Annotated in this window: 17 protein-coding genes; 7 read left to right on the top strand and 10 right to left on the bottom strand. The window is 43.9% G+C overall.

Going from position 1 to position 22114, the window contains the following annotated elements; translation table 11 throughout:
* Position 1: 1 nt before the first annotated feature.
* Positions 2-1003, bottom strand: coding sequence for a helix-turn-helix transcriptional regulator (locus tag HUW51_RS05360; RefSeq protein WP_185272962.1), 1002 nt, complete (start codon positions 1001-1003; stop codon positions 2-4).
* A 134-nt stretch (positions 1004-1137) separates the two neighbouring features.
* Here HUW51_RS05360 and HUW51_RS05355 point away from each other — a divergent pair, with 134 nt between their 5' ends.
* The 4 genes from HUW51_RS05355 (at position 1138) to HUW51_RS05340 (ending at position 4794) form a co-directional block, all read left to right on the top strand.
* Positions 1138-1689 carry a cupin domain-containing protein gene (locus tag HUW51_RS05355; RefSeq protein ID WP_185272961.1) on the top strand — a complete coding sequence of 184 codons (552 nt, stop codon included), beginning with the start codon at positions 1138-1140 and terminating at the stop codon, positions 1687-1689.
* A gap of 189 nt (positions 1690-1878) precedes the next feature.
* On the top strand, positions 1879-3084 hold the full coding sequence (locus HUW51_RS05350) for a hypothetical protein (protein ID WP_185272960.1): 1206 nt from the start codon (positions 1879-1881) through the stop codon (positions 3082-3084).
* A 133-nt stretch (positions 3085-3217) separates the two neighbouring features.
* Positions 3218-3574 carry a hypothetical protein gene (locus HUW51_RS05345; RefSeq protein ID WP_185272959.1) on the top strand — a complete coding sequence of 119 codons (357 nt, stop codon included), beginning with the start codon at positions 3218-3220 and terminating at the stop codon, positions 3572-3574.
* 350 nt (positions 3575-3924) lie between these two features.
* Positions 3925-4794: an NAD(P)-dependent oxidoreductase gene (locus tag HUW51_RS05340; RefSeq protein WP_185272958.1), complete on the top strand. Its 870-nt coding sequence runs from the start codon at positions 3925-3927 to the stop codon at positions 4792-4794.
* Positions 4795-5365: 571 nt separating this feature from the next.
* Here the strand turns inward: HUW51_RS05340 and HUW51_RS05335 are convergent.
* On the bottom strand, positions 5366-6517 hold the full coding sequence (locus HUW51_RS05335; protein ID WP_185272957.1) for a lactonase family protein: 1152 nt from the start codon (positions 6515-6517) through the stop codon (positions 5366-5368).
* A 436-nt stretch (positions 6518-6953) separates the two neighbouring features.
* Between HUW51_RS05335 and HUW51_RS05330 the strand changes: the two genes are divergently transcribed.
* The gene (locus HUW51_RS05330; protein ID WP_185272956.1) at positions 6954-8177 is read left to right on the top strand and encodes an ROK family transcriptional regulator; all 1224 of its coding nucleotides are present in this window, start codon (positions 6954-6956) and stop codon (positions 8175-8177) included.
* A 148-nt stretch (positions 8178-8325) separates the two neighbouring features.
* Positions 8326-10245, top strand: a complete 1920-nt coding sequence (gene nagB, locus HUW51_RS05325; protein WP_185272955.1) for a glucosamine-6-phosphate deaminase — start codon at positions 8326-8328, stop codon at positions 10243-10245.
* Between the two features lie 180 nt (positions 10246-10425).
* On the opposite strand, the gene HUW51_RS05320 is transcribed toward nagB, so the two are convergent.
* Complete coding sequence (locus HUW51_RS05320) at positions 10426-11289, bottom strand: alpha/beta fold hydrolase (RefSeq protein WP_185272954.1); 864 nt, start codon at positions 11287-11289, stop codon at positions 10426-10428.
* Between the two features lie 187 nt (positions 11290-11476).
* On the opposite strand from HUW51_RS05320, the gene HUW51_RS05315 reads away from it, so the two are divergent.
* Positions 11477-12082, top strand: coding sequence for an HAD family hydrolase (locus HUW51_RS05315; protein WP_185272953.1), 606 nt, complete (start codon positions 11477-11479; stop codon positions 12080-12082).
* A gap of 197 nt (positions 12083-12279) precedes the next feature.
* On the opposite strand, the gene HUW51_RS05310 is transcribed toward HUW51_RS05315, so the two are convergent.
* From HUW51_RS05310 to HUW51_RS05280, 7 genes are all read right to left on the bottom strand, one after another.
* Positions 12280-12831, bottom strand: coding sequence for a dihydrofolate reductase family protein (locus HUW51_RS05310; protein WP_185272952.1), 552 nt, complete (start codon positions 12829-12831; stop codon positions 12280-12282).
* A gap of 75 nt (positions 12832-12906) precedes the next feature.
* Positions 12907-13641 (bottom strand): helix-turn-helix transcriptional regulator, encoded by a 735-nt coding sequence (locus HUW51_RS05305; protein WP_185272951.1) that lies wholly within the window; start codon positions 13639-13641, stop codon positions 12907-12909.
* A gap of 71 nt (positions 13642-13712) precedes the next feature.
* Complete coding sequence (locus tag HUW51_RS05300) at positions 13713-14588, bottom strand: glutaminyl-peptide cyclotransferase (protein ID WP_185272950.1); 876 nt, start codon at positions 14586-14588, stop codon at positions 13713-13715.
* Positions 14589-14687: 99 nt separating this feature from the next.
* Entirely contained in the window at positions 14688-15524 is an 837-nt protein-coding gene (locus HUW51_RS05295; protein ID WP_317175617.1) for an amidohydrolase family protein, read from the bottom strand.
* Complete coding sequence (locus HUW51_RS05290) at positions 15525-16862, bottom strand: purple acid phosphatase family protein (RefSeq protein WP_185272949.1); 1338 nt, start codon at positions 16860-16862, stop codon at positions 15525-15527.
* 152 nt (positions 16863-17014) lie between these two features.
* The gene (locus HUW51_RS05285; protein WP_185272948.1) at positions 17015-20635 is read right to left on the bottom strand and encodes a PAS domain S-box protein; all 3621 of its coding nucleotides are present in this window, start codon (positions 20633-20635) and stop codon (positions 17015-17017) included.
* A gap of 387 nt (positions 20636-21022) precedes the next feature.
* The gene (locus HUW51_RS05280) at positions 21023-21880 is read right to left on the bottom strand and encodes a fumarylacetoacetate hydrolase family protein (protein WP_185272947.1); all 858 of its coding nucleotides are present in this window, start codon (positions 21878-21880) and stop codon (positions 21023-21025) included.
* Positions 21881-22114: the final 234 nt, after the last annotated feature.

The following is a 22114-nucleotide window of genomic DNA, read 5'->3' as shown; positions in this document are numbered from 1 at the left end:
TTCAAAATTTCTTGCGGAGGTGTTGCGATGGGCTAACGCCGAAATGCTTTTTAAACGCCACGGAAAAATGATGCCCGTGTTCGTAGCCCAAAGTAAATGCCACTTCGTCCACGGAAGTAGCCGTGTTGCGCAATAACAGGCTGGCGTGCTCCATCCGGAGCTCTTTTAGGTAGTTAAACACGCTTTTGCCAAACAGTAGCTTAAAGCCTTTCTTTAGTTTAAACTCATTTAACAAGCACAAACGGCTAAGTTGCGTGAGGCTATGGTCGGTTAGGTAATTCAAATCCAGGTAAGCTTTTAACTGATACAACTTCTCGGCTTCGTCGGGGCGTACGCTGGGTTCCGGGGTACCGGTTATTTTAAATTGTTCAATCTCCAGCGCCAACAATTCTAACACTCTGGATTGCAGTAGCAGATTGCGCATGGCCCCGGTTTCGGGACTAGTGTTTATTGCCTGAACGATTTGCTGCATGTAGGGCGTAGCCATTAAGGGAGCCGCCAGGCCCGTAAAAGGCCGGTGTCTTTCCAGGTTCGTAATGGCTTGTTCGCTCCAGGCATCTTCCTGCCCCACCGTTGCCATAAAATAATCTTTCTGGACGGTAATGTGCAGCAGCGACAGGTTTTGGTTGGCTTTAATCTGGTTGGTATTACCCGCCTCCGGAATATACAGCAAATTATGGCGCCAGGGCTGCATGTCTAAATCGTGTGTAATACCCTGGAATGAAGAATGCATGTGCCCGCCCAGCACAAAGCAAACATTAATATTATCGGCAGGCGTACTATCGCATAATACTACGTTTTCGCTGCCCGTGTTCCAGGCCATGTGCATGATATGCATGTGCGGCAACACCACCGACTTTACCTGCACCGCTCCGGCTTTTTTATGATGATAATGTACATCCAGCGTGCCCGAAGCGCTTGGGGCAAGAGGTAAATCTTTTTTTGTCAGAGGAGTCAATACCTCAAAGTCGAAAACATCGCTTTGATTAATAATAAAAGCCATAATCCTTTTTGCGTAGGTCTTAATCCTTTTTGCGTTCCCGCTAGTGCTTCTGTACCAGTTAGTTTTGCTTAAAAATAAACAAAAATAACACGGTAAAAAAATAATTAACAATTAGCCCCAGCAGAATCAATCCCATGCAAACTTTAACCCGAACCATTACCAATCCTTTAATTAAAGACGAAGTTACTTTTTTAAAAACCTCGGCCGAAACCAGGGGCGCTTACACCTTGGTAGAAGTAAAATTAGCACCCGGCGGCGGCGTGCCGCTGCACTACCACAACAGCTACCGCGAAACATTTGCGTGCGTAGCCGGCGAACTCAGCATTCAATGCCAGAAAGACGTGGTACGCTTACAATCCGGCCAATCCGCAGTAGCTGAAGCCAATACCTTGCACCGCTTTTTTAACCAAAGCCCGGAGCCTTGTCGTTTTTTGTGCCGCATTGAGCCAGGTAACCCCGGGTTTGAACAATTGCTCCAGATTAATTACGGCTTAGCCCGCGATGGTAAAACCAACGCCAAAGGCATGCCCAAAGGCTTGTTAAACCTGGCTTACGTTCTTTCATTGGGCGAAACCCGGTTGCCTGGATTGTTGTCGGTTTTAGGCGCTTTTTTTAAAATTTTAGCCCGGCGGGCGGTGAAAAAAGGCATTGCGGCGCAATTGCAACAACAATATGTGCGCTTTTAAATCCAATCTTATTTATCTGAAATAAAGCCTTTTGCAAATTCTCTTTTAAAAAACACCCGAAGTAAATCTTGGCTTTTACCAAGATTAATGCCGGCCTCTTGCCGCACCTTTGTCCTGACGATGAAACGAATAGCTTATCCAGAATCATAAACCAGTCTTAAATAAACCTTATCTATCCTAACCTTAAAAATGAAAAATTTTAAAAAATTATCCTGGTACGTATTACCTATTGCCTTATTACTGAGCTCTTGTAAAGAAGACGACGAAGCAGCCCAACCTACCCCTAATAAGCCCAACACCGAAGCAATAGTTTTGGAAGACATTAAAGTTAAAACCGTGTTGGAAGACCGCAACACCGATCCGCAGGTAGCCGACTACTTCGTGAAACAAGATGTGCGGGTAATGGCCGAGTTGACTATTAAACCCGGCGTAGTAATTGCCTTTGCCGAAAACACCGGTTTAAGCGTAGAAGAAGCCGGCGGTATTTTAATTGCCAAAGGCGAGCCCACCAATAAAATTGTTTTCACCGGCGAAGGTGCCCACCGCGGGTTCTGGAAAGGCATTACGGTTTTTTCGAACAGCCAGGCCAACGAATTCTCCCACACCGAAATTAAATACGCGGGCAGCTATCCTACTTTGTTCAATCAAAAAGCCGCTTTATCGGTGTTTAAAGAAGCCAAAGTAGCGGTAAAAAATACGCTTATCATGCAAAGTGGTGGTTATGGTTTGCACCTCGCCGAGCACAGCATTTTAAATTCTTTCGCCGCTAATACCTTTAAAGATAACCTGGAAGCGCCGCTTTTAACCGCCGTGCAAAACATCCCGAAATTAGATGGGGCAACTGCTTTCACCGGCAACAATGGCCGCGATATTATTGAAGTAACCAGCTCGTCGATTACCGGCACCGGCGAAGTAGTATGGCCCGCCTTTACCGATAAAACCCCTTATCGTTTCCTGGGCCGGGTTACTGCCCAAACCGGCTGGAAGTTGAGCCCCGGCATTACCATTGAAGTAGTTGAAAACCAGATGATCGACGTAGAAGATGGTTACCTAAATGCCGTGGGTACTCCCGAAAAGAAGATTACGTTTACCGGAGTTATTAAAACCGGAGCTTCTTGGAACGGCATTCTTTTCTATACCCACAACCCGGCTAACGTAATGAAACAAGTGCAAATTAGTTATGCCGGTGCCAACAGCTTACTCAGCGGAGTAAAATCAAGCATTGCGCTTTTTGGTACCGATGCCGCTAATTTAACCATTACCCAATCCAGCATCAGCCACAGTGGCGGCTACGGCATTCATGTGTACGGCCAAGACGCAACCCTGAACGCCGACGCCGAAACCAGCAACACGTTTACGGCCAATGCTTTAAAAAGCGTGTACTACGAAGATTAATCCATCCAGAAAGTAAAAAATTAAAAAAACGGGCAACCAAATAAAAAATCACCATAGCGGTTGCCCGGCTTTCTTGCAAAACTATTTCCTACTCTTAAAACTATCCTGCCTAACCTTTTGCCTTTCTTAAAAAATGAAAAATTTAAAAAAAATGTTTTCTGCGTTGCTGTTAAGTGGTTTAGTAATATGTAGTATTAGCCGCTGCAACCCGGATGGAAATATCTCCGAACCCGGAATCAACTTTGAAACCCCCACCGAAGTAGCACCAACGCTTTATAATTCTACTCCCGATGAGCAAATAAGCACCTGGTACACCCACCATAACGGGCTGCTCAATCCGGAAACATCTTCTATTACCATCTACTTAACTACTCAACGTACCGATATCGCCAACCAGTACGCAGTCAATTACATAGATGTGGATGATAACATTGCTGCTGGATGGGCTAGCAACTCAAATGGTGCCACCTGCATCGGGCACGTTCGCTAATAATATGAACCAATAAGTAAGGGGCACCATATGGATAGCGCAGCCAGAATTATTTTTTGTTCAATAGCTAGTAGCTTCCGGGTCGTTTAACTTATTAATCCTTAAAAGATAAATTAGAAAATACTTGCTAAAGTAGTTTTTAAGAACCAAGATTAATCCGTTTTTAAAGTTCTGATCCAAATCTTTTTATCTTATTGTGTTTACCGGCCACTTGTTTACTAGCAGATATCCTGCATTTATTTGATGCTTGTTAAAACCCATCTAGCTATTATTACGAATGACACCTGTAAAGCTTTACCGCACAAGCATTAGCTTTTAAACCCAAGCGTGTAATCGTAAAAATTTAAAAAATGGACTTGAAAAATATAGGCTGGATTGGCTTAGGAAAAATGGGTACCCCGATGGCCCGGAAATTAGTTGATGCGGGTTATTCCGTAACCGTATACAACCGGAGCAAAGAAAAAGAAGCCGCTTTGCGTTCCTCGGGAGTAAGCTCTGCCGAATCGCCGGCTCAACTGATGCAGCAAGCCACGGTAATTTTCCTGATGGTATCCGACGATGCTGCTACCCGCGAAATTTTTACCAACGAACAAGGTTTGCTTCAGGCACAAGCTACCGGAAAAATAATTATTAACATGAGCACGGTTTCGCCGGGTGTTAGCCAAGAAATGGCTAATCTGTGCCAGCAACAGCAACATCATTACCTCGATGCTCCCGTGTCTGGCAGCGTAAAGCAGGCCGAAGAAGGCCAATTGGTAATTATGGTGGGCGGTGAAGAAGCTGTTTTTAACCAGGTTAAACCTATTCTGGACCAACTTGGCAAACTAACTTTGCGGGTAGGAAATACCGGGGCGGGCAATACGGCCAAACTGGCCATAAATACCTTACTCGGATTTTACGCCCAAGGCCTGGCCGAAGCCGTAATTTTTGCGCAACAACGCGGCATTCAACCGCAGGATTTATTAACCTTAATTGGCAACAGCGCCTTAGGAAATATTTTTACCAAATTAAAAGGAGAAGCCATCCTGGCGAACAATTTTCAACCGGCTTTTGCCTTAAAGCACATAGCGAAAGACCTGCGCCTGGCCCAGCAGGAAGGCTCCCACACTCCCCTGGCCGAAGTAGTGCAAGCTACCTTTGAGCAAGCCGAACCCAGCTTAGGCGAAGAAGATATTATTGCGATTATCAAACATTTGAGTGCTGAAAATACAAGCAACTAAAATCTATCGGTACACTTTAGAAGCTTTTCTTTAAAGCCACAGCCTATAGATATTATCTTTCAATCCCTTTTGAAGGAAACTGTTACGGTTATTCCTGTCGCGAGCGTCCACACTCGTGATGCTTATCGTCCGGCCTCTGGCCGGTAGGAACCTGTTGCTGATTATCTTTAATTTAAGTTTATCGGTTTGCCGGGACAAGGGCATACTACATTTTAGACACGAGCGGAACGCACACACCGGCGAGGGTATCAAATTTTAAATTTTTAAAATTTTACTTGCCAGAAATGCAACAGATAGTTCTAACCAAGAGCAAAGAATGACGCTAAACTGTCCTATTGTTCATCAAGTTTTTAGCATCAGGCTTTATCGTGTATACCAGAATTACTATTCCAAAATAACCGCATCTCCTTCGCTGTTTTTAGGGAAGGTGCCGTAGGCGGAAGAGTATTTATAGCCAGACAGAAAAAACAAAGATTCTACTAATAAAATAACCCAATAAGCAAGTCGAAACAGCAATTGCTATGCGAACAAAAGCTCACAAGCAACCACTGCTACCATGCTACCATAAAAATTACTTTAAAAATAACTGCTGCACACACACCACCGTAGGTATTTGAGCTTCTACACCCGAATAAGTCAGTTTGCCCGTTTTAAGATCGCGTTTAAAAACAACTACGTTGTTATCGTCGCGGTTGGCTACAAATAAATAATCGCCTTTTTTATCCACGAAAAAATTGCGGGGGTGTTTGCCCCGGGTAGGTTCAAAGCCCACTAAAGTGAGTTTGCCAGTTTTAGCGTCTACGGCGTAAATAACCAGGCTGTCGTGGCCGCGGTTCGAAGCGTACAGAAACTTACCATCCGGCGAAAAATGAATGTCGGCGGCCGAACTGGTGCCGGTAAAATCCTGGGGTAACATACTGATGCTTTCTAAAGCGGTTAAAGCCCCCGTGGCTTTGTTTACTTTATAGGCCGCTACGGTATTGTTGAGCTCGGCTGCCGAATAAGCAAAATTACCGTTCGGGTGAATAACTAAATGCCGCGGACCGGAACCCGGTTTAGTTTGAGCAAAAGGAGTAGGGGCCGGACTTAGTTTACCGGTTTTCGCGTCAACCGCGTAAATCATAATTTTATCGATGCCTAAATCGGAAACGTAAATAAACTTACCATCGGCAGAAGGTACTGCCTGGTGCACGTGAGGCTCTTTTTGCCGGTTCGGGTTAATGCTAAACCCTTCGTGTTGTTTTAGATCGGCCAGTTGCCCCAAACTGCCATCCGGCTTTATTGGATATACGCTTAAATTACCGGCACCATAATTCGAAATATAAACAAACCGGCCTTTAGGATCTACAGCAATGTGTGCCGGACCCCGACCGCCTGTTGTTTGCTCGTTTAATTTTGTTAACAAACCCGTTTGCGGATTAATCTGGTAAGCCATTACGCTGCCTTCCTGGTTAGGCGCAGGGATAGCCCCCTCGTTGTAAACCGCGTAGAGGTATTTGCCATTGGGGTGCAAATCTAAGTAATTGGGGCTTTGGCCGCCCGCTACCGTGGCGATTTCGGTTAACTTTCCCTGTGCCCGGTCGAAATTTAAGATATAAAGGCCTTTACTGCCTTTGTTGGTGAAAGTGCCCGCGTATATAATTTCTTTACTGCCCGGCTTTTGGGAAAAAGCGGTAAGGTAGCAAAACAGTAAAATGTTAAATAAAAAAAGCGTTCTTTTCATAGTTCGGTTAGTGAGTAATTAAAATTTTAAAATTTTTGCGTTTCCGCAATAAAACAGAAAGAGTACAAAGCCAGTCGGTTACCAGCCAATGTCTTTCGTAAATTAAATGCCAAATTACGGCTACTCTATAAAAAAACAAGCTGCCCTGTTTCTTATACAAGACACCAAACCTAAAATAAAGGTGAAACCCTGGTTGTGGGTGAGCAGATAACATAGGCCTCTTGCAAAAGCATCTTTCTTCAAGCAAAACTAATCTAGGTTAATGTTGAGGGCTTGCAATTTTTAAAATTTTCATTGATGCGGTTTATATAAAGTAATCGTATTACGGAATATTAAATTTTTTGTAATAAGAGATGACTTTAGTAAAAATTTTATGAAAGTATTTTTGATTAACCGAATAATTTAAATACTTTGCAGCGTCAAATAAGCTAATCTTATGACTGCCATGTTTTTGGAAGATGCCTTCTTACAAACGCTTAACCACGTAGAGCGGAAGAAGCATTTGCAAAAACTAAAGCTTATCAAATACTTGTACCTGAAAGGTGCCAAGACCAACGCAGCTATTTGCGAGCATTTTTCGATTAGTGCTCCTACTTCCATCGCGTTACTCAACGAATTAATTTCCGACGGCATCGTAGAAAAACAAGGCCGCGGCTTATCCATTGGTGGCCGCAAACCAGACTTATTCGGTCTCCAGGAAAATTCCTTGTTTGTGCTGAGTATCGAAATGGAAAAGCACAAAATCCGGATGGCGGTTTTTAACAACAATAACCAGAATTTAACCGGTATCCGCACTTATTCGCTGCAAATTACTCAAGACTTAAGCGCCATCGAGCAACTGCACACCTTCGCCGAAGAATTGCTGCAATCCTCAGGCATTAAGCGCGATAAACTTATTGGTATTGGCATTAGTATGCCGGGTCTGGTGGCTTCCAAAGAAGGAAATAACTATACCTATTTATTAAATCCGGATAAATCAGAGTCGTTGCAAGAAGTGCTGGAGAAGAAATTTCAAAAACCAGTATTTATTCAAAACGACGTGAAAACCATTAGTCTGGCGGAACACCGTTTTGGGCTGGCCCACGGCAAAAAAGACGTGTTAGTAATCTGGATGAACTGGGGCATTGGCTTCGGGATGATTCTGGATGGGAAACTGCGCAGCGGTACCTCGGGCTTTGCCGGCGAGTTTGGGCACATACCCATGGTGGAAGACGGTTTGTTGTGCCAATGCGGCAAACGGGGTTGTTTAGAAACCATTGCTTCGGGGATGGCCTTGGTGCGCATGGCGAAAGAAGGTATAAAAGCCGGCGCAATCTCTATGTTAAGCGCTTTGCCGAAGCAGGAATTAGAGCAACTGGAGCCCCGCGCCATTATTGATGCCGCTAACCGCGGCGACCAGTTTGCTATTTCTATTTTATCGGAAATTGGTATTAATTTAGGGAAAGGCTTAGCCGTTCTGATTCAGTTGTTTAACCCGGAATTAATTATATTGAGCGGTACCATTGCCGAAGCCAAGCAATTTATTACCACGCCGGTACAACAATCTTTAAACACGTATTGCATGGCGCAGTTACGCGAAAAAACGAGTATTGCCTTATCTGATTTAGGTGAAAATAACATGATTCTGGGGTCGCTGGCCCTGGTAATGGAAAATATTTAAAAAATTAATGAACTGCTTCTTTCTCAAATTTAAAACTTAAGTTACAGACAGAAACAGCTAAAAACATCAGCATTAAAACCAGGTTATACGAATAATTACGTGTAGCTATTAGAACATAAACTTTAAAACTACTTTATACGGTTTAACTATGATCCGCTTAAACTTACTCGAAGAAACCCGTTTTGAAAAGCTACCCGTTACGGTTTACCCCAATCAGGACATTGCCTCCAAGCAAGTAGCCCGCCGCATTTGTGATCTTATCCGCCGGAAGCTGCAAAACGGAGAAACCACCGTGTTGGGCCTGGCTACCGGTGCTACGCCGGTGGGCGTGTACGCCGAATTGGTTCGCCTGCACCGCGAAGAAGGCTTAAGCTTTCAGAATGTAATTACATTTAACCTGGATGAGTATTATCCCATGAAACCCACCGCGCCGCAAAGCTACGTGACTTTCATGAACGAAAACTTATTCGACCACATCGATATTCCGCGGGAAAACATTAACATTCCGGATGGTACCTTGCCTTTGGAAGAAATTCCGGCTTTCTGTTTGGAATACGAGCGCAAAATAGAAGAACTGGGTGGTTTGGATCTGCAAATCCTGGGTATTGGCCGTACTGGTCACATTGGGTTTAACGAACCCGGCTCGGCACCTAACTCCGGTACCCGCCTGGTAACCCTCGACGACCTAACCCGCCGCGATGCTTCCCGCGATTTCGGTGGGAAAGAAAATGTGCCGACTAAAGCCATTACCATGGGTATCGGTACTATTTTTAAAGCCCGCGAAATTATCTTGATGGCCTGGAACCGCAAAAAAGCCCCAATTATTAAAAAAGCGGTAGAAGGCGAAATGTCCAGCGAAGTACCAGCTACTTATTTGCAATTATCAGATAACGTAGAATTTGTGCTGGACGAAGATGCCGCCGCCGAATTAACCCGTTTCGATACGCCGTGGCAGGTAAAAGATTGCGTTTGGGACGAGCAACTCACCAAAAAAGCGGTTATCTGGTTATCACGGTTGTTAAACAAACCGATTTTAAAACTAACCGAAGAAGATTATAATAATCACGGCATGGCCCAACTGGCCGTAGAAAAAGGCCCGGCTTATAACATTAACATTCACGTTTTCAATAAAATACAGCACACCATTACCGGCTGGCCAGGTGGTAAACCAGATTCCGATGATTCGCAGCGGCCAGAGCGGGCCAACCCGGCAAAAAAACGCGTCATTATTTTCTCGCCGCACCCCGACGATGACGTAATTTCGATGGGTGGTACTTTTATCCGGTTAGTGGACCAAAAGCACGACGTGCATGTGGCTTACCAAACATCGGGAAATACCGCCGTGTGGGACGATGACGTTTTGCGCTACATGGAATTTGCCATTGACTTTAATGCCAGCATCGGCGAAGACAACAGCCACTTGAAATCGATTTACGACGACATGCGGCAGTTTTTTGCCCAAAAACAACCCAACCAGGTTGATACCCGCGAAATCCGCGACGTGAAAGGCTTTATCCGCAAAACCGAAGCTATTTCGGGTGCGCGTTACGCTGGCTTAGCCGACGATCACATTCACTTTATGGCCTTGCCGTTCTACGAAACCGGTAAAACCAGCAAAAATCCGGTTACCGACCGCGACATTGAGTTAACTATGGATTTGTTGCAGAAAGTAAAGCCGCACCAGATTTTTGCCGCCGGCGATTTTGCCGATCCGCACGGTACACACATTGTTTGTTTCCGGATTATTCTGGAAGCAATGAGTCGCTTGCAAAAAACCGAAGAATGGACCAAGGACTGCTGGTTGTGGATGTACCGCGGTGCCTGGCATGAATTTGAAACCCACGAAATTGAAATGGCTGTACCGTTGTCACCGCAGGAAGTGGAACGCAAACGCAACGCTATTTTCAAGCACCAATCACAAAAAGACCGGCCGGTATTCCCCGGCGACGATGCCCGCGAGTTCTGGGTACGCGCTGCGGAGCGTAACCGCGAAACTGCCAAAATTTACGATAAATTAGGCCTCGCGGATTACGAAGCCATGGAAGCTTTTGTGCGCTGGAAATTCTAAAATTTAAAAAACCAGGATCAACGCACAGTTTATAAAGTTGTTTGTGAAGACACAACCAGCGGCAACAGCTAAGGGCGATCGTACCGTCTCATGCCGCCGTTTGTGTCTTCACAAACGGCTTGTGCAAATCATAAAATTTAAAAAAACAGAATCACCTTCCTTTTAACCTTGCGGGGTTAATCAGGAAGGTGATTCTGTTTTAACAAAGTCCAAAATTAAATTATTAACCAAACTGGGCTGCTCGTGGTGAAGCCAGTGCGTAGCGTTATCCAGAAATTCTAAGCGGCCTTGGTTACATTGGTTGATACTGGGCTGGGCCATTTCAGAGCTTAAAAACTTATCTTTCTTGCCCCAGAGCAGCAAAGTAGGAACGGTTATCTTTTCTTTGTTGGTGAGCGGGTCGTATTTATAAGCCCGGTACCAGTTAATCATGGCCCGCAAGGCGCCGGGTTGCTGCCAGGCTTTTTTATACAAGGCAATTGTTTGGCGCGAGAAGGTACGGGGCAAAGCCGTTTTAACCACCGAACTTTCTAAAATTTTAAAATTAAACGCCCGGCACAGCAACTCCGGTAAAACAGGCACCTGAAAAAAGCCGGCGTACCAACTACGGAGACGTTGCTTGCCACTCTTTTTTAATTGTTGCTGCAACACCACCGGGTGCGGCATGTTCAGAATTATTAATTTATGAATAAGTTCGGGATAGTGGAGCGCCAAGGACCAGACTACGGCTCCGCCCCAATCATGACCCGCCAGGTAAACTTGCCCGGGAGTTAGTTGTTGGATTAAAGCGGCTATGTCGGCGGTTAGGTGCGGGAGCGTATAGTCTTTTACTTTGCTGGGTTTGCTGCTGCGGTTGTAGCCCCGCTGGTCGGGCGCGATGGCGTAAAATCCTTGCTCCGCGAAAAACAAAAGCTGCTGGCGCCAGGATAAGCCCATTTCCGGAAACCCGTGTAAAAATAAAATAACAGGATGGTGCGCTTCGCCGGCCGTAGTTACCTGCAATTGCACGTTGTTTACCGCGTATGTTTTTTGCGTTAAGGTCATGAGTAATCATACTGCAAAACCTGGCTTAAGGATGTATTGGAATAAAAGGGGAATGGTTAATATGATTAAAATTTAAAAAAACAGTTTGCAGAAGTAAGTATTGAATTGTTTTAGGCATATCTTGAAAAATAAATTTTATACTTGGCAAAACCGCTCCTGATTTATAGAACTAATTAAACTACACTACATGATACAAACCATCATCTTTGATTTGGGCGGCGTGCTCATCGACTGGAATCCGGAGTATTTGTACCGGAAATTGTTTACTGATGAAACGGAAATGCGGCATTTCCTGGCAAATGTGTGTACCCCGGATTGGAACGAAGAACAGGACGGCGGCCGAACCATACAAGAAGCCACGGATTACTTACTGGCTAAACACCCGAAACACGAGGCAAATATCCGGGCTTACTATGAGCGTTGGCCCGAGATGCTGGGCGGTGCCATTGCCGGTACCGTTGATATTTTTAAAGAATTAAAAGAAACCGGAAAATATAAGTTCTACGCGCTTACCAACTGGTCCGCCGAAACGTTTCCGATAGCGCTGCAACAATTTGATTTCTTGGGTTGGTTTGATGGGGTGGTGGTATCGGGCACTGAAAAAGACCGCAAACCTTTTGCTTCTTTCTACCAAACTTTGCTGAACCGCTACGATGTTAAACCCGAAGAATCTATTTTTATCGACGATAACCTGCGCAACGTACGCGCCGCCGAAGCTTTAGGCATTACCTCCATTGCGTTTACTTCCCCGGAAGCTTTACGGGAAGAGTTACAAGCCCAGGAGCTTTTGTAGATATAGTAGCTCGAAATTAGTCGTTTTTTTAAGATGTTGCCCCAGATTATAAGTAAGTTTATTTACAGAGTAACCTGATAAATTACATAATTTTATTCGGTTCTTCCGGAGGAAACTATTTGGCTACGTAGCTAAATAGTTTCCTCCGGAAGAACCCGTAATACTTAAGTTACTGCGGATGTATGTTTGAGTGGTAATTAAAAGCTTGTAATAGGCTCGTAAATCAGTTGAACTACTCCAGATCGAAAAACTTTGGTATCGACTAATTTTAGGTTTAGCCGGTTTTTTAAATTTTGAAATAAAGGTTTACCGGAACCCAGTACCGTGGGATGTACCGCAATCCGGTAAAGGTCAATCAGGCCCAGATTATTGAATGTAGTGATGAGTTGCGCACCGCCGTACAACCATATATCTTTTCCGGTGCTGTTTTTAATTTCGGCTACTTTTTCCGCTAAGTCGGAGGTAATAAAAGTGGCGTTTGCATCATCCCGGAAATGGCTCGAAAATACGTATTTTTCTTTGGCATGAACCGCTTGCCAGATTGCTTTTTCGGAAGGGCTGGCCGAAGAATCGGGCTGGTAGTTTCCCCACAAATCGTAACTAACCCGGCCGTAGAAAATAGTGTCAATGGAATTTAAAAAATTTTCAAATTCCATATCATCGTCCATGATACACCAATCAATTTCGCCGTTACTCCCTTCAATGTAGCCATCCAGGGTGGTGGCTAAATCCAAAATTACTTTGCGCATAACTACTTTATCATTTTAAATGTCCACAAATTTAGGAACTTGGGATAGATTAGGCTTTGGAAAAAAACGACAAAATTAAATAGCAGAAGGCGTAAGTCCGGTATATTGTTTTATCTCATTAGTTAAATGTGCATGGTCGTAATACCCGCAATCAAAGGCAATATCCAGTAAACTTTTGTGCTGGTAATTATTTTTAATTTTTAAAAAAGCGGTTTGAAAGCGAGTAATTTTGGTAAACTCTTTCGGGCTTAGGCCAATATGTTTCTTAAAACTTCTTTCTAATTGCCTGCAAGTCATAAAATTTCTTCTCGCCAATTGGTCAATACTAATCTGGCCTTTCGCTAATTGAATATCTTTTATGATGGGTATTAGGTTGTGTTTCTCAGAAGTAAGTCTATTGCCGAAGTACTCATTTAGCGAAGAAACAGTATTTTGCATTAGCTTCTGCATAGTTCGTTCTGGTATCAGATCGAAATCTACTGTTTTATCAATAACCTCGGATAGCGGAAATTGATAATAAAACTGTGAAAACGCAGCAGGATTAAAGCAAACACCAATCAAACGGCCACCCGGTGGTATACTGGTTTCTTTAAAGGTAGTCATGGGGCCAACTAAATAGGGTTTTCCTGCATGAAGGATTACTAGCCCATTGTCGGTAGTGCACTTTTCTCCCAAGTTGATAACAAGGCCGCAGCATCCATCCGGAAAGATCCGCTCGCATTCCGGTTTATTGTCCTCACAATCTAAGGTCCAATAACTATCAATGTAGGCCGATAAAGCTGGATGCGGTTTAATTTGCCTGTAAATCATTACTCCTATTAAATGTAAATAGTACCTTACGAACAATGATAAACTCTAAATTAACAGAGGCAATTTGTTTCTTAAGCCTTAATTCTCAGCTCAAAAATGTTGGGCCAGAGTTTACCGGTTACGTAAATAGTGCCGGAAGTTGGGTTAAAAGCGATGCCGTTTAGCTCCAGGGCGTTAGGGTACTTGCTTTTTACCTGGTTGGTTAAGGCGCTTAAATCCAGAATACCGGTGGCCTGGCCGGTAGCTTCGTCTATACGCACAATGCTGTTGGTGGTGTAAATATTAGCGTAAATCACCCCTTTAATGTACTCCAGTTCGTTCAGGTTTACGAGTGGGTCGTAGTTGTATTTTACCTGTAAGGTTTTAACGGTTTTAAACGTATTCGGGTCCAGGTACGTGAGCTGGCTGGTGCCGTCGCTCATAATTAAATGCGTGCCGTCGGTGGTCAGGCCCCAGCCTTCCTGGCTCGGGAAGGTAAATTCCTGTAATTTTTTAAAAGTTTTGGCATCGTACACAAAGCCTACCTTAGTGGTATAAGTTAACTGGTAAATTTTATCGTTTAAAATTACCATGCCTTCGCCAAAGTATTTGTTTCTGTCCAGCTCAATTTTTTCGTCGATTTTACCGGTTTTTAAATCTACAATGCCGATAAGGGAGCGGGTTTGGGGCATTTCGGTGGGGGAGCCGGTACTTTCGAATAACTGGCCCTGGTGCAGCAGCAAGCCTTCGGTAAAAGCGGTGGTATCGTGCGGGAAAGTGTTTACCACTTCGTAATTCATGGTAATCGGGCTTACCACCGGCGGCGGAGCCTGGGTGGTGGTGTTGGACTCCGTAGTCTCTTTTTTGTCGTTGTTACAAGCCGTTGCCAGCCCTAAACTCAGCAGGATAACAAAAGAAGAAAGCAGGTTGCAGTTTAGTTTATTCGAAAAACAGGCAGAGTATCTCACAAAGAAAAAGCTAAAGTAACAGGTAAAAAGCTGGCTCACCCACGGGTGAAAAAGCAAAAATTTTAAAAAATAAAGGTACGTTAGTTTCGGAACGCTAAACTACATTTTTAAATTATAAAATTGTACGGCATTGTTGCCCAGTATAGCCGCTTGCTCATCCGGCGAAAGAGCCGTAACGAAATCCACGACTACCTGCATCACCGCTTCGTACTCCCCGGCCAGACGGCAAACGGGCCAGTCGGAGCCAATCATCAGCCTTTCGGGGCCAAATGCTTCCAGGGCAATATCTAAGTAAGGACTTAAATCCTGCGGTTGCCAGTTGGCCCAATCGGCTTCGGTAACCAAGCCCGATAATTTAGCGCTGACGTTCGGATAGCTGGCCAGTTTTTTTAAATTTTCGGCCCACGGTTGCAGCTCGCCTTTTTTGATGAACGGCTTAGCCAAATGGTCCAACACAAACTTTTGTTCCGGAAACTGCACTACAAATTGGGTAGCTACCGGCAAATGCCGCGGGAATATCAAAATATCGTAGGTTAAGCCCAGCGGCTGTAACAAGGCGATGCCCCGCAAAAAAGCCGGCTGAATCAGGAATAAATTATCGGGCTCGTCCTGCACTACGTGGCGTACGCCTTTAAACAAAGGATTCTGCGCAAAGTAAGCTAATCTTTCCCTGGCATCGTCGGCACGTAAATCTACCCAACCCACTACGCCTTTGATAAAAAAATATTCCACTGCCAGATTTAACAAAAATTCTGTTTCGGCTTCGGTTTGGGCCGCTTGCACGGCTACGCAGCCCGTAAAACCCGCTTTTTTTAAATTTCCCGCTAAATCTTCGGGTAAATAATGGCGCTGTAAAACGGCCATTTCAGGAGTTATCCAATCGTGCGTGGCGGGTGAATATTGCCAGAAATGCTGGTGCGCGTCTATCCTGATCATTTAATTTTCGGGTTTAGATAAAGTGTTTTTAAACTGCCGTTCCGGGTTTAAGCTGTTTTTAAAATTGGTTAGTTTATTCGGTTGACCTGGTTGCTTCCGTAGCTCAAATTGGTCGTATACTTCGCCGGTAACGGTAATGGCTTTATAGAGAACCTGGTCGTGATCAACGGTGATAACCTGATATAGCTGGGTATTTTCGGCTTTTCGCGCCATCCACTCTTCCGGACTTATATCGTACATTTTAGGACCGCTTACCGATACCACGTACACCGTGCCGGTCTGATCGTCTTTGTAATTTACACCGTAAGGCAGATTCGTGCCCCGGGCGTAATTATGTTCGTGGCCCTGCATCACCAAATCTACTTTATATTTATCAAAAATTGGTTTCCAGTGCTTCGCTAAATTTCCAATTTCGTTGCGGCCCGACGTTGAAAATACCGGGTAATGAAAAAAAACAAAGGTCCATTGCTGCGGATTATTTTTTAAAATTTTCTCCAACCAATCGGCTTGCGCGGGTACGTGCATCATGGAGTTAAGCGCAATAATCCGAATGTTCTGGTAGTCTACGTAATAATTGGTGTCTTGCAAATCTTTAATGCCGTTGGCGGGCAACGTAAAATGCGGTTGCCACAACCGGGTAAGCGTAGGAATGCCCACGGTGCGGGTATATTCGTGGTTGCCCGGCGTAGGTAAACTGGGTATGGTGGCGTGAATAAAACTGCCGGCGCTAAACCATTCTTGCCATTCCGCGTCGGCTTCGGCGTGGTTAATTAAATCGCCGGCGTGAATCATGAATTTAGCCTGTGGCGCGGTGGCATAAGCGGCCCGGATGGTACGCGACCACAGCGAAAACAAATCGTTTTGCGCATCGCCCAGGTAAATAAATGAAAAAGGCTCGGGTTGGTTATTGGCAGTTTTAACCTGGTACCACTCGCTCCAGTAGGTGCCATCGCCCACGCGGTAAGCGTATAACGTGTTGGGCTTTAAGTTCTGGAAAGTAACGTGGTGGTACAGAGCGGCGCCGTTTTCGGTTTTAAGGGATTCGGTTTTGGCTTTTACTTCCTGGGCTTGTTGGGTAAAAAATGGCGAGGCATCGGCTATGGCTACTTCGGCTTTAGGGGTTTTTATTGAATTATCGGTGCGCCAGGTAGCCGTAAAAGAAGTGGTAGGATCGGCTACCCAGCTCAAAATAATCCGGTCGGGCCGCGGCGAAGGCGCTGCATTTACCGGCGAAGCCAGAGCCATTTCCTGGCCCTGCGCTGCGGCTAAACGAATTACCAGTACCTGAAATAAAAATAATTTAAAAAATAAGTTTACCAAACCAGCTTTTGGGGGCATAAAGTACGTGTTTTAACCTGCTTCTTTAGCGTAAACCAGGTAAATGGGTTGCCTTTATTTCGGTGATCTGATTTTTTTAAATTTTAAATTATTACTTATTTCCGGGAATAAATTGGGGCTGGCATTTACCTTAAGCTTTGTTAGTAACGCTATTATAAAAAATTATTGTGATAAATGGCAGCCGGTAAAATTTCGGGGTTGGTGTATTTAATAATTTTTGAATACAGCTCGTTCGGGTTAAAAGGTTTACTTACGTGTTCGTTCATGCCGTAATGCAGCGCCTTTTCCCGTACATCCACCATGGCAGATGCCGTTAAAGCAATAATGGGTATAGTGGCGTAGCTGCCCCCCAGCTCCCGGATTTGTTTGGTGGCTTCAAACCCATCCATTACGGGCATTTGTAAATCCATTAAAATTATATCGTAGGTTTGCTGCCGGGCCATGTTTACGGCTACTTCCCCGTTTAAAGCGCAATCTGGCGTAATGCCCCAATTTTTTAAAAACTGCATAGCAATAAACTGGTTTACCTCATTATCTTCTACCAGCAACAAACGCACATTCTCTAAATTCTGGCTGGGGTTATCAAAGTAAGGTTGATCAGGAGCTACTACTTGCTGCGGGCTTTTATTAAACGGAATGGTTACTGTAAATACGCTGCCTTTGCCCAAGGTGCTGGTTACCGATATAGTGCCGTTTTGCAGCTCTATCAGGCGTTTAGTAATAGTTAAACCTAAGCCGGTGCCACCAAATTTGCGGGTAGTGTCGGATTGGGCTTGGGTAAAGCTTTCGAAAATAACAGAAAGTTTATCTTCCGGAATGCCAATGCCGGTATCGGTTACTATAAACGATAGAGTAGCCTGCTCTTTGGTTTCTTCTTCCAGAACAATATCCATGGTAATGCTACCCTGAGCAGTAAATTTAATGGCGTTAGATAGCAAATTAGTAATAATCTGATTTAATCGCACGGGGTCGCCCACCAAAACAGAGGGCAAAGCCGCATCGAGACGGGCTTTAATTTTTAAATTTTTTTCATCGGCCTGGTACTGGAACGATTGCTTTACGCTGGAGATTAAATCAGGCAGGTTAAAAGGTGTTTCTTCAAAGGTAATTTTACCGGCTTCTATTTTACTAAAATCCAGAATATCGTTTATTAAGATAAGCAGGTTTTCGCCGGAAAAACGCAGCACTTTTAAGTTTTCGATTTGTTCCGGTTTGGGGTTGCTTTGCAAAAGCAAATGCGACATGCCAATAACCGCATTTAACGGCGTCCGGATTTCGTGGCTCATCATGGATAAAAACATTTCCTTGGCCCGCACTAATTCTTCGGCTTGTTCTTTGGCCAGAATTAATTCCTGCTCAATTTTCTTGTGGTTAGTGATATCCTGGATGGTGCCCACCAAACGACAAGGCTGGCCGGTTTCATCTAATTCGGTGCGTCCCACATCCTGAATGTAGCGCACTTGCCCATTGGGCAGCATTATTCGCGATTCTGCGGTGTAAGGTTGTTGATAAACAATGGTTTCCTGCAGCTTTCCAATTAAGGCTTGGGCATCTTCGGGGTGCAAAAGCTGCAGTACTTCTTTAAAATTAGGCGGTTCTTCGTGAGGCTCCAATCCAAAAATATGGAAAGTTTCGTCGGACCAAACGGCTTTTTCTAACTTTAAATCGCAGTACCAGGAACCCAGATGTGCAATTTGCTGCGATTCCGTTAGCATTTTCTGGCTTTCCCGCAGGCTTCGTTCTATCTCTTTGGCTTCAGTAATATCGGTGGCAATACACAATATCTGCGGTTTTTTATCAGCTTGAATAAACGGTATTTTTAAAAGATTAAAACACAGTTGTTGGTCTTTTAAAGGGTGATACACGTTTAATTCTTTTATCTCGACGGATTGGCAGGTTTCCAGAACCTGATGATCCTGATTCTGGCTTACCGCGGAGGCTTCCAGGGAGGACTCGAATGCCGCTGAATTTTGCCCGATTAACTGATCGGCCGGTAAACCAAAAAAATCAGCAAAGGCTTTGTTTACCAAGGTAAATTGACCTTCTTCATTTTTTAAATACAGCAAACTCGGGTTGGTATCTATTACTTGTTGCACCAACTCTTTCTGGTACTGCAATTCGGTTTCTATATTTTTGCGATCGGTAATATCAAAACCATAGCCAATGAGGTATTGCAGGTTGTTGGCTTCATCAAAAATAGGATTAAGCCGGCGCATATAATGAAATAGCTGGCCATCGGGAGCTGCAATAGTCTCTTCCCATTGCATAATTTGCTTTTTAACGATAGCTTCTTGTATTTTTTGTGTATGCTGTTCGGCTATGCTTAGTTTACAGTTGCGATAAGCTGCGTATTCAAAATCATTTTTGCCAATAATCCACTGCTGTATCTCCGGATTTTTTATGGCTTGCGGGTTCGCAAATAAGTAGCGTAGTTCGGCATCAAACACGGCCACATCCGACGGTATATTATTTAAAATGCTTTCGTAAAAAGTGCGCTGATTTTGAAGTTCTTCTTCGTTTAGTTTACGTTCCGAAATATCATTTACCACTACCACCAGGCCATCCCCCATTTTATTGGCAATTAGTTGGTACCAGTTCTTCCGGCCATCTTTTCCGTAAAAATAAAGTTCTTCTTGTATGGGCGTATTCTGGTCGATTACTTGTTTAGCTAAAGGAAGGAGGATTTTTAAATTTTCGGAATTTGATACCTTTGAAAAAGCCTGCCCAATGACATCGGAGGCTTTTTGCTCGATAATTTTTTCTACGGCCTGGTTGAGCATTAACCATTTAAAATCAACTATTTGATGGGCTTCATCCCGGATGCATTGAAAAGCGCAAATCCCCGAAGGGGAGTTGTCCAGTACGTTTATGAGCAGGTTTTCTACATTCAGGTTTTCACTACCCGATTTCCGTAATTGGGTAATATCGCGGGCGGTAGCAAATATTTTTCCATGAATGGTTTGGTTACGGCAACTAATCCACCGGATGGTACCATCTTTTGCAAAGTACCTCGATTCTGATTCTATGGCCTCTCCAGCAGGCAATTTCTCGAGTAAGTTAATCCAGTTATTTAAATCTTCGGGATGAATAAAGTCTAAAACCGATTGGCCAATAAGTTCGTGCGGTTCAAAGCCCATTATGGTCTTAACCGCCGCATTTACTTCTATAAACAAGCTTGTTTTTAAATCAATGATGCACATCATCTCCACGCTATTGTTAAACAGCATCTTATGAAGGTTCAACCGTTGATTTTCTTGTTCTAATTTTCTGCGATGAAAACGGAGTTCTAAGCTAGTTATCACGCCTTGTGCCAGGGTTTGTAAGGACTGACGTTGCGCATTGGTTAAGGATCTGGATTTTTTATCAAGCACGCACAAAGTACCTATCCGGTAACCATCTGAGGTAATTAAAGGAGCGCCGGCATAAAAGCGAATTGGCGGGTCCTGGGTTACAGCAAGGTATTTACAAAACAACTCGTGTTCCGACGAATCTTCTACTTCCAGAATATTGTCATCCAGAATAGTATATTGGCACAATGAATTACTACGCGCTATTTCGGTAAATTTCAGACCGATTATCGATTTAAACCATTGCCGATCCTGGTCAATAAAAGATATATGCGCAATAGGCGTATTGCAAATTTGGGAAGCCAATTGCGTGATAGCATCAAAATCAGCTTCTGCCTCGGTATCCAGTATTTCGTATTGGTACAGCGTATTTAATCTTTTCGCTTCTTCGGACGGGGCAAGTAAAGTAAAATTTTTAGCTGGCATGCAAAGCAATTAAATAAATGGCAGAACTTTGAAACAAGAACTTGTTATCGGGAAAATTATAATTGTTAACACATTTTATGTGCCAAATAAATTCAAAAGAAGCTTTTTTTAATAAAAGTTTTGAGGCAGCATTACATAAGTGATAGATCAGGATAGCAGAAATACTTTGAAATTTAACAGTTTTTGGTAGGTAGGAGATTTGTTCAATATAGAAAATAAGAAGTAAGATGAAGAAAGAAAGGGAATATTAATAGAAAATATAAATTAAAAAAATCCTAATTATGAAATTATAGAATAATGCCAGAAAAGTATAACTAATTTTAAGAAAAAGTTACATGTAAAAATAACAGGCAGCTTAAGTTTTAGCTTGTACTGCCTGTTATTAGATTAAGCATTTAACGCTCGGGCTACTTGTTTCGAGACACCCAAACCATCAATTCCCAATTCTACTACGTCGCCGGGTTTTAAGTATTGCGGCGGTTTAAAACCCAATCCAACGCCGGCCGGAGTACCCGTAGAAATAATATCGCCGGGAAGCAGCGACATAAACTGGCTTAAATAACTAACCACGTAAGGTACGTTAAAAATAAGATTGCTGGTATTGCCATCCTGCTTGGTTTCGCCGTTTAGGGTAAGCCATAACCGCAAGTTGTGCACATCGGCAATTTCGTCTTTGGTAGCTAAAAATGGTCCAAGAGGAGCAAACGTGTCGCAACTTTTACCTTTTACCCACTGGCCACCGCGCTCTAACTGGAACGCCCGCTCGCTGTAGTCGTTGTGCAAGGCGTAACCGGCAACGTAATCCAGGGCATCGGCTTCGTCTACGTAAGTAGCTTTTTTACCAATTACCACGGCTAGTTCTACTTCCCAATCGGTTTTTTCGCTGTTTTTCGGAATAATTAAATCATCGTTCGGGCCAACCAAAGAAGAGGTAGCTTTAAAGAAAACAATAGGTTCGGCTGGCGTAGCGGCACCCGTTTCTTTGGCGTGGTCGGAGTAATTTAAACCAATGCAAATAATTTTGCTGGGGCGCGTAATGGGCGGCCCTAAACGTACTTCACTGCCAACTTCGGGAGCCGTAGCCGCATTGGCGTCGGCCCAGGCCTGCAGGCGCGTTAAACCATCGGTAGCAAAAAACTGTTCGGTGTAATCTTCGCCGAAGGCGCTGGCATCTATGCGGCGCTCATCAGGCAATTGCAAGCCGGGCTTTTCCTGGCCGGGCTCTCCAAATCGAATTAATTTCATTTAATATATCAAGTAGGTTATAAGTTTAAAATACCCCTCCCCCTGCGGGACCTCCCCTAAAAACAGGGGAGGAGAGGCGGCTTGTCGTAACTAATAGCATTATTTCTGCTAATAATTGCCGATGTTTTGTTAGGTTCAATTCAGTAGCAATGTCAATCTAGTTTTTTATTAAAATTTTAAAAAATTGATTGATGATTAGAATTAATTGAGTCATCTTTCTACGCAGCATTACCC

This window comes from Adhaeribacter swui (assembly GCF_014217805.1).
Classification (GTDB): Bacteria; Bacteroidota; Bacteroidia; order Cytophagales; family Hymenobacteraceae; genus Adhaeribacter; species Adhaeribacter swui.
This window is presented reverse-complemented; position numbering and strand designations above follow the sequence as displayed.